The organism is Pseudomonas sp. Pso3 (assembly GCF_055393275.1).
The window spans coordinates 2271402-2284954 of sequence record NZ_AP043687.1; the positions used below are offsets into that span (position 1 = coordinate 2271402).

The following is a 13553-nucleotide window of genomic DNA, read 5'->3' on the forward strand; positions in this document are numbered from 1 at the left end:
AGGGCAAGGCGCCTCGACCTCAGCCCCTGGACTGCGCCGGATCCGCACTGCGTGGATAGGTGCGCTCTTCCTCGATGCGGCCATCCGCGGTGTGGATCTTGACGCTGCCGGTCTTGCCGTCCAGGTATTGCGCCGCCTGGTGGACGATGGCGTCCTTGGTCGAGGCCTTGAGCAGGGCGCGATCGCCGTGCTCTTCCTTGAATTCCCAGCCGGTGTCGGTGGGTAGGATGTGGTAGTTCTGCATCTGGTCTCCCTGGGGCCCTTTGGCCCTTGCCTGGTCTTGGGTTGCAGCTGTTTCGACCCGCGTTCGCCCAAGAACATTCGAGCGAAGCGGCCCAGCCAGGCCCGGCAGGGGACCAGGCCGCGCTACTCAGCCCTGCAGATAGACCACCTGGGTATGGGTGTACTCATAGAGGCCGTGCTTGCCGTCGGCGCCGCCGATGCCGGACTTGCGCACCCCGGCGTGGTAGCCCTGCATGGCTTCGAAGTTCTCCCGATTGATGTAGGTCTCGCCAAAGTCGATCTCGCGCATGGCGTGCATGGCCTTGCCCAGGCTGCGGGTATAGACGGAGGAGGTGAGGCCGTATTCGCAGTCGTTGGCCAGGGCGATGGCTTCGTCGAGATCATCGACTATCTGGATCGGCAGCACGGGGCCAAAGATCTCTTCGCGCATGATCGGCATGTCCGCGCGACAGTCCGCCAGCACCGTGGGCTGGAAGTGAAAGCCGCGACCCAGGTCGGCACGACGGCCACCGGTGACCAGGCGGGCGCCCTGGCCGAGGGCGACGTCGACCTTGGCCGCCACCTTGTCCAGACCGGCGGCGTTGATCAGCGGTCCCATCTCCACATTGGTGTCGGCCTGGGGGTCGCCATAGCGGGTGGCGGCCATGGCGCGGCCGATGCGCTCGATGAAGTCCTCGGCCACCGCGCGCTCCACATAGACCCGTTCGGCGCAGTTGCATACCTGCCCGGTGTTGATGATGCGTGAATCGCGGATCGCCCGGACCGCCAGGTCCAGGTCGGCATCGGCCAGGACGATGGCCGGCGCCTTGCCGCCCAGCTCCAGGTTCAGCTTGGTCAAATTCGGTGCGGCAGCGGCCATGATCCGCGAGCCGGTGGCGATGCTGCCGGTAAAGCTGACCATGTCGATGCCAGCATGGGCGCTGAGCTGGCCCCCTACGGAACCGGCGCCGCTGACCAGGTTGAACACCCCGGGCGGCAGATCCGTCTCGGCCACCAGGCGGGCGAATTCATGGGCATTGATCGGGGTTTCTTCGCTGGGCTTGATGACGATGGTGTTGCCGGTGAGCAGCGCCGGCGCCAGCTTGCGGGCGATCAGGAAGAAGGGGAAGTTCCAGGGCAGGATGCCGGCCACCACGCCCAGTGGCTTGCGCAGCAGAAAGATCTGCTCGTCGGGTCGGTCGCTGGTGATGATCTCGCCTTCGATACGCCGCGCCCACTCGGCCATGTAGTCGAGGTAGTCGGCGGTGAAATTGACCTCCACCTCGGCCAGACCGTGGATCTTGCCCTGTTCGGCGACAATCGTTTGGGCCAGTCGCGGTGCCTGCTCGCGCAGCTTGGCGGCGATGCGCCTGAGATGGCCGGCACGCTCGATCGCCGGTTTGCGGGCCCAGGCCTTTTGCGCGCGGCGAGCGGCGGCGATGGCCTGGTCGACGTTGTCGCGGCTGGAGGCCGGCACCCGGGCCAGGGCCTCGCCGGTGGCCGGGTTGTGGACGAGAAAGTCCTCGGCGGCCGGCAGGAAGCGGCCGTCGATATAGTTCTGGTAAAGGGGCAGATCGGCCATGGCGGACTCCGGGTCAGTAGGTGCGAGAGGGCGCCTGGGGCGCGTCGAGGGGGCGATAGCGGGCCAGGTTGGCCAGCGCTGCCTGGCGGAACAGGCTGATGTCGATGCCGACGGCGACGAACTGGCAACCCCAGTCGCGATAACGCCAGGCATCGTCTTCCTGGGGCGCCAGGATCCCGGCCACCTTGCCGGCGGCGCGGGTGGCGTCGATGGCGGCGCGGATGCGCGCCTGCACCTCGGGATGGCCCGGATTGCCGGCGTGACCGAGGCCGCTGGAGAGATCGGCCGGACCGACGAAGACGGCATCCACCCCTTCCACCGCGGCGATCTCGGCGACGTTGTCGCTGCCCAGGCGCGACTCCACCTGGACGATCAGGCACAGCTCGGTATGGGCGTTGTGCAGGTAGTCGGGCACCGCGTCCCAGCGGGTGGCGCGGGCCAGGCCGCCGCCGACGCCGCGGATGCCATGCGGGGGATAGCGCATGGCCCGCACCAGGGCGCGGGCCTGGTCGGCGGTTTCCACCATGGGCACCATCAGCGTCTGCACGCCGATGTCCAGCAACTGCTTGATCAGCACCGCATCGCCAGTCACGCAGCGCACCACCGGCGCCGTGGGGTAGGGCGCCACCGCCTGCAACTGGGCGAGGATGCTCGGTACCGTGTTGGGTGCGTGTTCGCCGTCGATCAGCAGCCAGTCGTAGCCGGTGCTGGCGGCGATTTCGGCGGCATAGCCGGTGGCGAATCCGGCCCAGAGGCCATAGAGGGTATCGCTGCCCGTGAGGCGGGCCTTGAAGGGATTGCGTGGCAGGTCCATGACGGTGGTCTCCAGGGGAATCAGGAAGGGGTGTCGGGCAGGCGCACCAGCAGGCCGTAGCTCAGGGCACCGGCCACCGCGACCGCGGCGGCGATGCCGAGGGCGAGGCCGAAGGAGCCGGTCTGCTGGACGATCATGCCGGTGATGACCGGGGCGAAGGCGCCGCCGAAGTAGCCGCCGAAATTCTGGATGCTGGCCAGCGAGGCGACCTGATGCGAGGGCACGGCGACGCTGACCAGCGACCAGGTGCCGGCCACCGCCACGTTGAGGCTGAACAGCGCCAGGCTGAAGCAGAGGATGACGCTGCCGATGCCGGCCACCCCGGCGCTGCACAGGGCGAACAGCCCGGCTGCGGCCAGACCGCCGCAGATCGGCAGCTTGCGGCTGAAGGCCAGGCTGCGCCCGCTGCGGGTCAGGCGATCCACCAGCAGGCCGCCGCCGATCACGCCACAGGCGCCGGCCAGGAACGGCAGGCTGGCGACCCAGCCGGCCTGGGACAGGGACAGGTGGTGGACCCGCTCCAGGTAGGCCGGCAGCCAGGTCAGGAACAGCGACAGCATGTAGATGATGCCCACGTAGCCGATCACCACGCCCCAGGTCAGGCGGCGGCGGAACAGCCCCAGCCAGTCGGCGAAGGTCAGTCGCTGGCCGGCGTCCTGGGGTGGCAGCCCGGCGTCCAGGTGCGCCCGCTCGGCGGCGTCCAGCGCCACCTGGACCCGGTCGCGATAGCTCAGGTACCAGAGCGCCGCCACCAGGACGCCCAGCACGCCCATGGCGATGAACATCTGCCGCCAGCCCAGCCATAGCAGCAGGGCGGTGAGGATCGGCTGGGAGATCGCCGGTCCCAGCGAGGAGGAGAGGTTGAAGATGCCGGAGGGCAGGCCGCGCTCGCGCACGTTGAACCACTCGCTGACCACCTTGGCGCCGGCCGGGAATTGCGGCGCCTCGCCGATGCCCAGGCCGACGCGGGCGAGGATCATCAGGTGCAGGCTGCTGAGCAGCCCGAGCACGCCCTGGGCGATGGACCAGAGGCAGATGCCCAGGCCCAGGGTCAGGCGCGCGCCGAAGCGATCCAACAGGCCGCCGATGGGCAGCTGGGCGAAGGCATAGGCCCAGGCGAAGGCCGACAGCAGCAGGCCCATCTCGGTCGGCGTGAAGCCCAGTTCGCCGCTGATGGTCTGGTTGGCGATGGCCAGGGTGCTGCGGTCCAGGTAGTTGACGAAGCCGGCCAGCACCAGCAGCGCGAGGGCGATCACCTGGACCCGCTTGAGCCGGGCACTCTTGGGTGGCAGCGGCGTTGCCGCGGGGCGCACATCCGGCAGGGGCGTCGCCAGGGTGTCTTGGGTCGCTTTCATCCAGCCCTCCTGGGCAAGGCCTCAGTGGCGATAGGGACGTTCCAGGGCGCACTCCGGATTGAGGCGCACGCCGAAGCCGGGCCGATCCAGCGCCGAGGCGCGCATGCGGCCGCGCACCGGGACGGGTTCGTCGAGCAACTGCGGATGGAACATGGGCACCACCTCGTCGGCCTTGGGCGCCATCATCAGGAACTCGGCGAAGGGACTGTTGGTGCGGGTGATGACGAAGTGGTAGCTGTAGACCGAGGAGCCATGGGGCACCACTAGGGCGTTGTGGGCATCGGCCAGGGCCGAGATGCGGATCAGCTCGGTGAGGCCGCCGCACCAGCCGACGTCGGGCTGGAGGATGTCGCAGCAACCCATTTCCAGCAGCAGGCGGAAGCCCCAGCGGGTGGCCTCGTGCTCGCCGGTGGTGACCAGCATGCCCTTCGGCACGTTGCGTTTGAGTTCGGCATAGCCCCAGTAGTCGTCCGGTGGCAGCGCCTCCTCGATCCACTTGAGACCGAATTGCTGGGCGCCCTGGGCCAGGCGGGTGGCGTAGTTGAGGTCCAGGCTCATCCAGCAGTCGAGCATCAGCCAGAAGTCGTCGCCGACCCGTTCGCGCATGGTCGCCAGGGCCTCCAGGTTCTTGCGCAAGCCTTCCTCGCCCTCGGCCGGGCCATGCTGCAGCGGCAACTTGCCGCCGATGAAGCCCATCTCCTTGGCCAGGTCCGGCCGGGCGCCGGTGGCATAGAACTGCAATTCGTCGCGCACGGCGCCGCCGAGCAACTGGTGCACCGGCTCCTGGCGCAGCTTGCCGAGCAGGTCCCAGAGCGCGAGATCCACCCCGGAGATGGTGTTGAGCACGATGCCCTTGCGCCCGTAGTAGAGGGTGGAGAGGTACATCTGGTCCCAGATCTTTTCCAGGTCGGTGACCTTGGCACCCTCCAGGAAGCGCGCCAGATGCCGCTCGACGATGAAGGCGCCCAGCTCGCCGCCGGTGGTGACGGCGAAGCCCACGGTGCCGTCGCTGGCCTCGACTTCCACCACCAGGGTGCCCAGCACATTGATGCCGAAACTGCGCCGGCTCTGGCGGTATTCCGGGTACTTGGCCATGGGCGTGGCGATGTGGTCGTCGATCCAGTGGCCGTCGCCCTGGTCGTGGTAGTCGGCGCCGCCGCCGCGAAGGGTGTAGGCGCGCACCTGCTTGATGGTGGGTAGGGTCATGGCGAGGCTCCCTTAATGACTGGGCGTGAGCTGGGGTTGGGGATCGGCCTGGTCGCGGCGGCGCAGGCCGAGGATCAGGGCGGCGGCGACCAGGGTGGTGCCGGCGAGCAGATAGAGGCCGGCGCCGGGGTGGGCGAAGGTCACCTCGGCCCAGCGCTTGGCGAGAGGCGCGATGAAGCCGCCGATGGCGCCGCAGGTATTGATCAGGGCGATGCCGCCCGCGGCGGCGCTGCCGCGCAACTGGTCGGACGGAAAGGTCCAGAACAGCGGCTGCACGGCGATGAAGCCGGCGGCGGCGAAGCACAGGGCGATCAGCGCATAGAGCGGCGAGAAGGTTACCGAGGCGGCGATGCCTAGACCGGAGATGGCCAGGGTGGCGGCGGCGGTGCGCCGGCGTTCGCCGGTGCGATCCGACCAGCTGGGGATCAGCCAGGCGGCGAGCAGGGCGCAGATCCAGGGAATCGCCGAGACCAGGCCGACCAGCAGCCCGACCTTCTGCCCGAGTAGCCCGGCCACCTGGGTCGGCAGATAGAAGACCACGCCATAGACGCTGGCCTGGATCAGCAGGTAGATGCTGCACAGCAGCAGGATGCGCGGCTGACCGAGCAGGCGCAGCAGCCCGCCATGGTGCGGCTTGGCGGCGTCCTCGGCGTCCAGCGCCTGCTGCAACGTCTGCTTTTCTTCCGCACTCAGCCAACGGGCATCGCGCGGCCGATTGTCCAGGTAGAACCAGGCCCAGACACCCACCAGGCTGGCCAGTAGCCCTTCGACCAGGAACATCCATTGCCAGCCGTGCAGACCGCCGAAGCCGTCGAATTCCAGCAGCAGGCCCGACAGCGGACTGCCGAAGATGAAGGCCAGGGGCGCGCCGAAGTAGAAGAAACCCAGGGCCCGGGCGCGGTAGCGCGAGGGGAACCAGTAGGTGAGGTAGAGGATGACGCCCGGGAAGAAGCCGGCTTCGGCCACCCCGAGCAAGAAGCGCAGCACATAGAAGGCCGTCGCCGTATGGGCGAACATCATGGCGGCGGAGATCAGACCCCAGCTGACCATGATCCGGCACATCCACAGCCGGGCGCCGACGCGGTGCATGATCAGGTTGCTGGGAATCTCGAGAAAGGCGTAGCCGACGAAGAAGACCCCGGCGCCAAAGGCGAAGGCCGCGTCGGAGATGCCGGTGTCGGCCTGGAAGGCGACCTTGGCGAAACCCACGTTGGCCCGGTCGAGAAAGGCCATGACGTACATCAGCAGCAGGAAGGGCAGCAGGCGCCGGGTGACCTTGGCGACCAGCCCCGGTGACAGGGTGGTGTGCATGGCGATCTCTCTTGTTGTTGTGATTCGGCCACGGCTCAAGGTAGTCGCAGTTGCAATGCCTGGATAATCGCTTTTTGTTTAGGACCGATACCCTTAAGGTATCGATTCGTGCGCGGGGCTTGGCCAGAGCCTTCCCGCCCTGCAGGACCCGCCGCCGCTCGCCCCATCAGGACGCCGCCAATGAACGCTTCCCCCCATGCCCGCGCGCTGTTCAGTCGCCTGCGCTACAAGCACCTGCTGATGCTGGTGACCCTGGCCGGCACCCGCAATCTGCACCGCGCCGCGGAAGCCCTGCACATGTCCCAGCCAGCCACCACGCGGATGCTGCAGGACGTCGAGGAAGCCTTTGGCTGCGCGCTGTTCGAACGCCAGGCGCGCGGCCTGAAGCCCACGGCGCTGGGGGCAGAGATCCTGGAGTTCGCCCGGCGCGCCCTCAATGGCCTGGATCGCTGCGCCGAAGACCTCGATGCGCGGCGCTCCGGTGGCTATGGGCATCTGGCGGTGGGCGCCATCATGGGCGCCTTGCCCGATCTGGTGGTGCGGGCCATCGCCGAGAGCAAGGCGCGCCAGCCGGGCCTGCAGCTACGCATCCTCGGCGACACCAGCGACCAGCTCACCGAGCTGCTGGAGCAGGAGCGGATCGATGTGGCCATCGCCCGTTTCACCCAGCCGGCCGATCTCGGTCGCTTCACCTTCGAGCCCCTGGGCAACGAGCACCTGGCGGTGGTGGTGCGCACCGGGCATCCGCTGGCCGGGCGCGCCGCGCCCGATCTGGCCGAACTGGTGGCCGAGTGGCCGTGGATCCTGCAGCCCGAAGCCAGTCCGGCCCGGGTGGCGCTGGAGGCCGCCTTCGCCCGGCGCCAGTTGCCACCTCCCGCGGACGTCATCGAATGCGGCTCGGTGTTCGCCATGCTGCAGCTGGTACAGATCACCGACGCCATCCTGGTGCTGACCGAGGCGGTGGTGCGCGATCACCTGCGTACCGGGCTGATGGTCTCGCTCGACCTGGAGATCATCGAACCCCTGACGCCCTTCGGTATCCTGCTGCGCACGGGGCAGGTACCCGGCGCGGCCCTGGAAGGCTTTCTCGGCCTGCTCAGGCAGCAGGCCGCTGGCGCCGCGGCCTGAACGAGATGGCGTGGGACGCCGCCGGCTGTGCACGGCGAGAAATATTTTCGCTACGCCTGTTGTTTCTTCCCTGATAAATCAGTATCTTAGCGGCCGCTGGTGCAGAGAACCCCGCTGAACAGGTTCTCGGCAAGTGCCAGCAGGATGCCGCAAGGCTTCCATGCGCAGCGGTAGTTCAGTCGGTTAGAATACCGGCCTGTCACGCCGGGGGTCGCGGGTTCGAGTCCCGTCCGCTGCGCCACCTACCACCCGCGAGCTCTGGCTCGCGGGTAACGAAAGAAGCGGCCCTTGCGGCCGCTTTTTTTTCGTCCTGCACCTTTGTCGCCAAGTCTTGCCGCCAGGAAACCCCCGACGCTTCGTTAGTCTCCAATGGCCTAACGTCGATGCGTAGGAGTGGCCATGAAGATCGCCTGTCTGGGTTGGGGGTCGTTGATCTGGAAGGCGGCGGAATTGCCGGTCGCCTCGGACTGGTTCGAGGACGGCCCCAGGTTGCCCATCGAATTCGCCCGGGAAGGTGACAGCGGCGAGTTGGCCACGGTCATCTGTGACGGTGTGGCCGAGGTCCAGGTGCTCTGGGCCTATCTGGCGGTCGACACCCTGGAAGAAGCGCGCGACGCCCTGCGTGAGCGCGAGGGGGTGCCAAGAGAGCAGCCCGAATGCATCGGCAGCTGGCCGAGTGGTCCGCATTCGCCTTTTCAGCCGCGCATCGCCGCCTGGGCCGCGGAGCAGGGCGTCGACGCCGTGGTCTGGACGGCCTTGCCGCCGCGCAGTGGTGGTCTGAATCAGCGCATGCCCACAGCGGCCGAAGCGCTCCACTATCTGCGCACCCTCGATCACGAGCGGCAGGCCCATGCGCGGGACTATATCCGGCGCACGCCCGTGGCCATAGATACCGAATACCGCCGGGTAATAGCCCAGACCTTCAACTGGCAGCCCCTGCCCGAAGCCCAGCCAGACCTGGACGCCTCGGCCTGAGGCGCATGCCAGAGCGTCTAGCCAGGTCCAAGCCCGGAAGTTTTGCCAACTTCTGCATGATTATGCAGTTTAGTTGAGCGTTCTTACTTGGCTGGCTGTTCTTTGATGGCTTCGGTTACTACCGGGTAACTTGCGAAGAGGCCTCGCAAGACCTTGTTGGCGCCAATCCGCGGCCTGGCTTAAGATTTTCTTAATATTCAAACTTGCAGACACAAGAAGTGGCCTCTATTTTTTCAAAAGGATTACTTGTCGCTGGCATCCGGGGCATCAATCCTTTATTGTCGCGTGCAACTTTCGCCTGCGGGCGAAGTTTCCACCCGCTTTTTCAAATAGCCCTCAGGAGTGCCCATGTCCCGTCTCGCCGAATTCCGTGCCGCCGAAGAGCAACTTCGCGCCCAATTGCAGCTGCTCGAAGATCTCAAGCAGGACAGTTCCCTGCAAAAAGAAATCGAATTCGAAAGTAAGCTCCAGGCCCTAATGGATGAATACCACATGAACCTGGGCGATATCATCGGCATCCTGGATCCCAACGCTGCCCCCAAGCACAAGGCGCAGACGCCGCACCCGGAAAAGCCGGCAGGCAAGCGTCGTCCGCGCAGCACCAAGCGTTATCAGCATCCCAAGACCGGCGAAATCATCGAAACCAAGGGCGGCAACCACAAGTTGCTCAAGGCTTGGAAAGCCGAACACGGCGCCGATACCGTGGAAGGCTGGTTGCAGTAACGTCTCGACGGGATTGCAGTCGGTAGCCGTGCAAGGCGAGTCTACCGACTGGAATCTTTTCCCACCGCTGCAGCCTCTTCACCTCGCGCACTTCCGCCCTCTCCAAGTCTTTACCAGGGACGAATATGTTCCAGGCAGCTGCTCTAGCTGCAATCACCCCCGCATTCATCATATCTTTTAGTCGCCTCTAGGCTCATAAGAAAGGCCAGTGCCATTCAGACTTATGCAGAGGGTCTAGGGTGCGGGGATAACGGCGAAGGCGGCTTGTTTCCGCACTGGATAAGCGGCATTCAGCCCAGCACGGCTAACCTTCGGCGCGCAGGCGATAACCCACGCCGGGCTCCGTGACGATATAGCGCGGCGCTACCGGGTCGTCCGCGAACTTCTGTCGGAGATGGCCAATCACGATGCGCAGATAATGACTGTCCTGCGCATGGGTCGGGCCCCAGATATCGATCAGCAATTGTCGCTGGGTCACCACCCGTCCCGGATGTTGGGCGAGGGCGGCCAGTACGGCGTATTCCTTGCGCGTCAGGGCCACTTCGCTGCCGGCCAGCGTGACCCGGCGATAGGCGAAATCCACTTTCAGATCGCCAACCTCCAGCGCCGCCACCTGCTGGCTCGCCGTGGCCGAGGTCTGGCGCAACAGGGCGCGACTGCGCGCCAGGAATTCCTGGATACCGAAGGGCTTGGTCACGTAGTCGTTGGCGCCGGCATCCAGGGCGCGGACCTTCTCGCGCTCGTCCGCCCGCACCGACAGCACCAGCACCGGCACCGCGGACCATTCGCGCAATTCGACCAGCACCTCCTGGCCGTCGCGATCGGGCAGACCCAGGTCGAGGATCACCAGGTCCGGCTGGCCCAACGCCGCCTGGGCCAGGCCTTCGGTGCCGGTGGCGGCTTCGCTGACCTGGTAGCCCTGGGCCGCGAGACTGATGCGCAGGAATTTGCGGATCTGGGGTTCATCGTCGATGACGAGGACGTGAGCGGGCATCTGAACGGGTTCCACACGAGAGGGCGTCATCATAGCCGCTGCGGCTGCCGCATGAGCCAGTCTTATGCCGCCGGAGGAGCGGGCAGCGGCAGGTGCATGCGCATCGTGGTGCCGCGACCGTCCAGGCCGTCTTCCACGCTGACCCGTCCGCCATGGGCGCCAACCATGCCCTGGCAGATCGCCAGACCCAGACCGGTACCCTGGCCACCGCGATCGCCGCGCGCCGCGGTATAGAACATGTCGAATATCCGCGTGCGATCCTCGGGCGGAATGCCCGGGCCTTCGTCGGCCACGGCCAGCTGCAGTTCATTGCCCTGGCGCAGCAGGCTGATCTCCAGCCGCCCGCCGGGTGCGGAGAAGCGGATGGCGTTCTCCAGTACATTGACGAGCGCCTGTTCGATCAGCGCCGGATGAACCCAGAGCAGCGGCAGACCCGGCTCGATCCGGGTGGCTACCCGCAATCCCGTCAGCAGCGGCTGCAGGCGTTGCAGGGCACTGGCGAGGATGTCGCCGGGGTCGACCCAGTCCCGCGCCAGCTGCAGGCTGCCGTGGCCGAGGCGGGTCATGTCCAGCAGATTCTGGATATAGCGGTCGAGGCGTTCGGCCTCCTGGCGGGTGGCGTCCAGCAACTCCTGGCGATCGCTGGCGGGTATGGCTTCGCCCAGAGTCGCCAGGGCATCGATGGAGCCGCGCATCACCGTCAGCGGTGTGCGCAGGTCGTGGGACACCGAGGCGAGCAGGGCGCTGCGCAGCTGTTCGGTCTCGCCGTGCAGGCGCGCGGCCTCGAGATCCTCGCTGAGGCGCACCCGGGCCAGGGCCTGGGCCAGCGGCTGCGCCAGGCTGGCCAGCTGGCGACGCTCGGCGTGATCCAGCGGCTGGGCATCGTCACGCCGTACGCCCAGCACGGCCAGGCTGCCGCCCTCGCCCAGCAGCGGCCACCACCACCAGCCGCCGGAGGGCAGGGTATCGGTGCCGCGACCCGCCGGCTTTTCCTGCTTCCAGGCCCATTCGGCGGCGATGCGTTCGTTGTCGGCCAGGTGCAGATCGCCCGGTTGGCTCACCAGCTGCCCCGCCTTTTCCGGCAACAGCAGGCAGACGTGGCGCGTGGCGTCGCCCAATTGCTTGAGGGTGACGCTCGCCACCGCCTGACGATCGCTGGCAGCGCTCAGCTGGCGGGTGAAGTCCAGCAGCGCCAGGGTCTCGCGCTGGGTCCGGCGCAGCGCCTGCAGCTGGCGCCGCTGACGGGCGGCCAGGTCGCCGGTGAGCAGGGCCATCAACAGGAAGAAGGCCAGGGTGAGGACGTCCTGCTCGCGGTTGATGGTCAGCGAGAAGGCCGGCGGGATGAACAGGAAATCGTAGGCGAGAAAGCCCAGCAGGGCGCAGAACAGCGCCGGACCGCGACTGCTGCGTACCGCCACCAGCAGGACGGCGGCCAGAAAGATCAGCGAGATATTGGGCAGTTCCAGCAGTCCCGATAGGCCTTCGGCGATGGCCGCGGCCACGGCGGTCGCCAGGACGGCGGCGCCATAGGGTCCGGGCTTGATGGACCGGCGCGGGCGGGCGGCGGGCGGGGCGTCGCGATCCAGATCGAGGATGGCGATCTCCAGCCCCTGGGCCAGGCGCAGCAGGCGACTCGCCAGACGGCGCCGCAAGCTGAAGCCGCGCGGCCGGCCGCGGCCGATCAGCAGCACGCTGGCGCGCTGGTCGCGGGCATGGCGGACCAGGGCGCGGGCCGGATCGCTGTCGCGCAGGGTCAGCACCTCGCCGCCTAGGCGTTCGGCCAGGCGCTGACTGGCCTGGAGGTTGGCGCGGGCGGCGTCGTCCAGCGGCTGGCCGGTGTCGACGTGGACCAGGGTCCAGGGCAGGTGGCGCTGGTCGGCGAGGCGACTGGCATGGCGCACCAGGCGCTCCGCCGAAGGTGCGGTGCCGGCGCCGACAATCAGGCGACCCAGTAGCGGCGGGGCGGCCTGGCCCTGCTGGCGGTATCTCAGGGCGAGCGCCGAATCCACCTGGGCGGCGGCGGTGCGCATGGCCAGCTCGCGCAGGGCGGTGAGATTGGTCTGGCTGAAAAAGGCATCGATGGCCGCGCGCGCCTGCTCGGGCACATAGACCTTGCCCTCGCGCAGGCGCTCCAGCAATTCCCGCGGTGGCAGGTCGATGAGCACTAGGTCATCGGCATCGAGCAGTACCTGGTCCGGCACGGTCTCGCGCACCTGGACGCCAGTGATGTCGCGCACCTCGTCATTGAGGCTTTCCAGGTGCTGGACATTGACCGTGGTGTAGACGTTGAGGCCGGCCGCGAGCAGGTCTTCGACGTCCTGCCAGCGCTTGGCATGGCGACTACCGGGGGCGTTGCTGTGGGCCAGTTCGTCGACCAGCACCAGCTCCGGCGGATCCGCCAGCAGGCCTTCCAGATCCAGTTCGCTGAGCTTGAGGCCGCGGTGCTCGACCCGCCGCAGGGGTTGCTGCGGCAGGCCGGCGAGGAGGGCGGCGGTCTCCCGCCGCCCATGGGTTTCGACGATCCCGGCGCGCACCCGGCGGCCCTGGCGCAGGGCGGTCTGGGCCGCCTGCAGCATGGCGTAGGTCTTGCCCACGCCGGGCGCCGCCCCCAGGAAGACCTTGAGGCGGCCACGGCCTTCGCGGTGTTCGGCGAGCAGCGCTTCGGCGCGCCCGGTGCTGTCGGTCATTTGCTCAGGTCTGCCAGGGCCAGGTTGAGGAGCAGGACATTAACCGTTGCCGGACCGAAGCGCGAGGTGCGCGTCTGTTCGCTCACCAGGGCTTCCAGGCGTTCCGGGGCCAGGCCGCGCGCGGCCGCGACCCGGGCGATCTGATAGCGGGCGCCGGCCGGGGTGAGGTCCGGGTCGAGGCCGCTGGCGGAGGTGGTCACCAGTTCCTGGGGCACCGGGCCCTGGCCGGTCACCTGGACCTCGGGCAGTGCCTTCTCGATCCGCTCGCGCAGCGCCGGTGCCGATTGGGCCAGGTTGCTGGCGCTGCTGGAGACGGTGGCGTAGTCGCCAGCCGAGGGGCGCGGCTGGAACCACTCGGGGCCGCTGAATTTCTGCGCGATCAGGCGTGAGCCGACCACGCTGCCGTCGGCGCGCTGGATCAGGCTGCCGCCGGCCTGGTCGGCGAACAGCACCTGGCCGAGCACCGTCACCAGCAGGGGGTAGGCGCCCCCGGTCAGGGCGCTGAGCAACAGGAGCATCAGCACGGCGGAACGCAATTGCATGAGCATGGCGGTCT

The 13553-nt window shown here is 67.7% G+C and carries 12 protein-coding genes and 1 tRNA gene; 4 read left to right on the forward strand and 9 right to left on the reverse strand.

Annotation, left to right across the window (positions count from 1 at the left end):
- Positions 1-19: 19 nt before the first annotated feature.
- The 6 genes from ACZ5R1_RS10595 to ACZ5R1_RS10620 all read right to left on the reverse strand — a co-directional run bounded on the left by ACZ5R1_RS10595 (position 20) and on the right by ACZ5R1_RS10620 (position 6490).
- On the reverse strand, positions 20-244 hold the full coding sequence (locus ACZ5R1_RS10595; protein ID WP_042133910.1) for a DUF2188 domain-containing protein: 225 nt from the start codon (positions 242-244) through the stop codon (positions 20-22).
- Between the two features lie 126 nt (positions 245-370).
- Positions 371-1804 carry an aldehyde dehydrogenase gene (gene aldA, locus ACZ5R1_RS10600; RefSeq protein WP_464713178.1) on the reverse strand — a complete coding sequence of 478 codons (1434 nt, stop codon included), beginning with the start codon at positions 1802-1804 and terminating at the stop codon, positions 371-373.
- A gap of 13 nt (positions 1805-1817) precedes the next feature.
- Positions 1818-2618 carry an aldolase/citrate lyase family protein gene (locus ACZ5R1_RS10605; protein WP_464713179.1) on the reverse strand — a complete coding sequence of 267 codons (801 nt, stop codon included), beginning with the start codon at positions 2616-2618 and terminating at the stop codon, positions 1818-1820.
- A 20-nt stretch (positions 2619-2638) separates the two neighbouring features.
- Positions 2639-3973 (reverse strand): MFS transporter, encoded by a 1335-nt coding sequence (locus ACZ5R1_RS10610; RefSeq protein ID WP_288492381.1) that lies wholly within the window; start codon positions 3971-3973, stop codon positions 2639-2641.
- Between the two features lie 21 nt (positions 3974-3994).
- On the reverse strand, positions 3995-5179 hold the full coding sequence (rhmD, locus tag ACZ5R1_RS10615; protein ID WP_027599531.1) for an L-rhamnonate dehydratase: 1185 nt from the start codon (positions 5177-5179) through the stop codon (positions 3995-3997).
- Positions 5180-5191: 12 nt separating this feature from the next.
- Positions 5192-6490 carry an MFS transporter gene (locus ACZ5R1_RS10620; protein ID WP_027602175.1) on the reverse strand — a complete coding sequence of 433 codons (1299 nt, stop codon included), beginning with the start codon at positions 6488-6490 and terminating at the stop codon, positions 5192-5194.
- 180 nt (positions 6491-6670) lie between these two features.
- Between ACZ5R1_RS10620 and ACZ5R1_RS10625 the strand changes: the two genes are divergently transcribed.
- From ACZ5R1_RS10625 to ACZ5R1_RS10640, 4 genes are all read left to right on the forward strand, one after another.
- Positions 6671-7618: a LysR family transcriptional regulator gene (locus ACZ5R1_RS10625; protein WP_464713180.1), complete on the forward strand. Its 948-nt coding sequence runs from the start codon at positions 6671-6673 to the stop codon at positions 7616-7618.
- Between the two features lie 164 nt (positions 7619-7782).
- Positions 7783-7859, forward strand: a tRNA-Asp gene (locus tag ACZ5R1_RS10630).
- 158 nt (positions 7860-8017) lie between these two features.
- Entirely contained in the window at positions 8018-8593 is a 576-nt protein-coding gene (locus ACZ5R1_RS10635; RefSeq protein WP_027599529.1) for a hypothetical protein, read from the forward strand.
- 348 nt (positions 8594-8941) lie between these two features.
- Positions 8942-9316, forward strand: a complete 375-nt coding sequence (locus ACZ5R1_RS10640; RefSeq protein ID WP_007158514.1) for a histone-like nucleoid-structuring protein, MvaT/MvaU family — start codon at positions 8942-8944, stop codon at positions 9314-9316.
- 304 nt (positions 9317-9620) lie between these two features.
- Here the strand turns inward: ACZ5R1_RS10640 and ACZ5R1_RS10645 are convergent, their stop codons facing one another.
- The 3 genes from ACZ5R1_RS10645 to kdpC all read right to left on the reverse strand — a co-directional run bounded on the left by ACZ5R1_RS10645 (position 9621) and on the right by kdpC (position 13545).
- Positions 9621-10310: a response regulator gene (locus tag ACZ5R1_RS10645; protein WP_241810241.1), complete on the reverse strand. Its 690-nt coding sequence runs from the start codon at positions 10308-10310 to the stop codon at positions 9621-9623.
- Positions 10311-10372: 62 nt separating this feature from the next.
- The gene (locus ACZ5R1_RS10650) at positions 10373-12997 is read right to left on the reverse strand and encodes a sensor histidine kinase (RefSeq protein WP_074582566.1); all 2625 of its coding nucleotides are present in this window, start codon (positions 12995-12997) and stop codon (positions 10373-10375) included.
- A complete protein-coding gene (gene kdpC / locus ACZ5R1_RS10655) occupies positions 12994-13545 on the reverse strand; it encodes a potassium-transporting ATPase subunit KdpC (protein WP_145247720.1) in 552 nt (183 codons plus the stop codon). Before kdpC ends, ACZ5R1_RS10650 begins: the two co-directional genes overlap by 4 nt.
- Between the last annotated feature and the right edge of the window lie 8 nt (positions 13546-13553).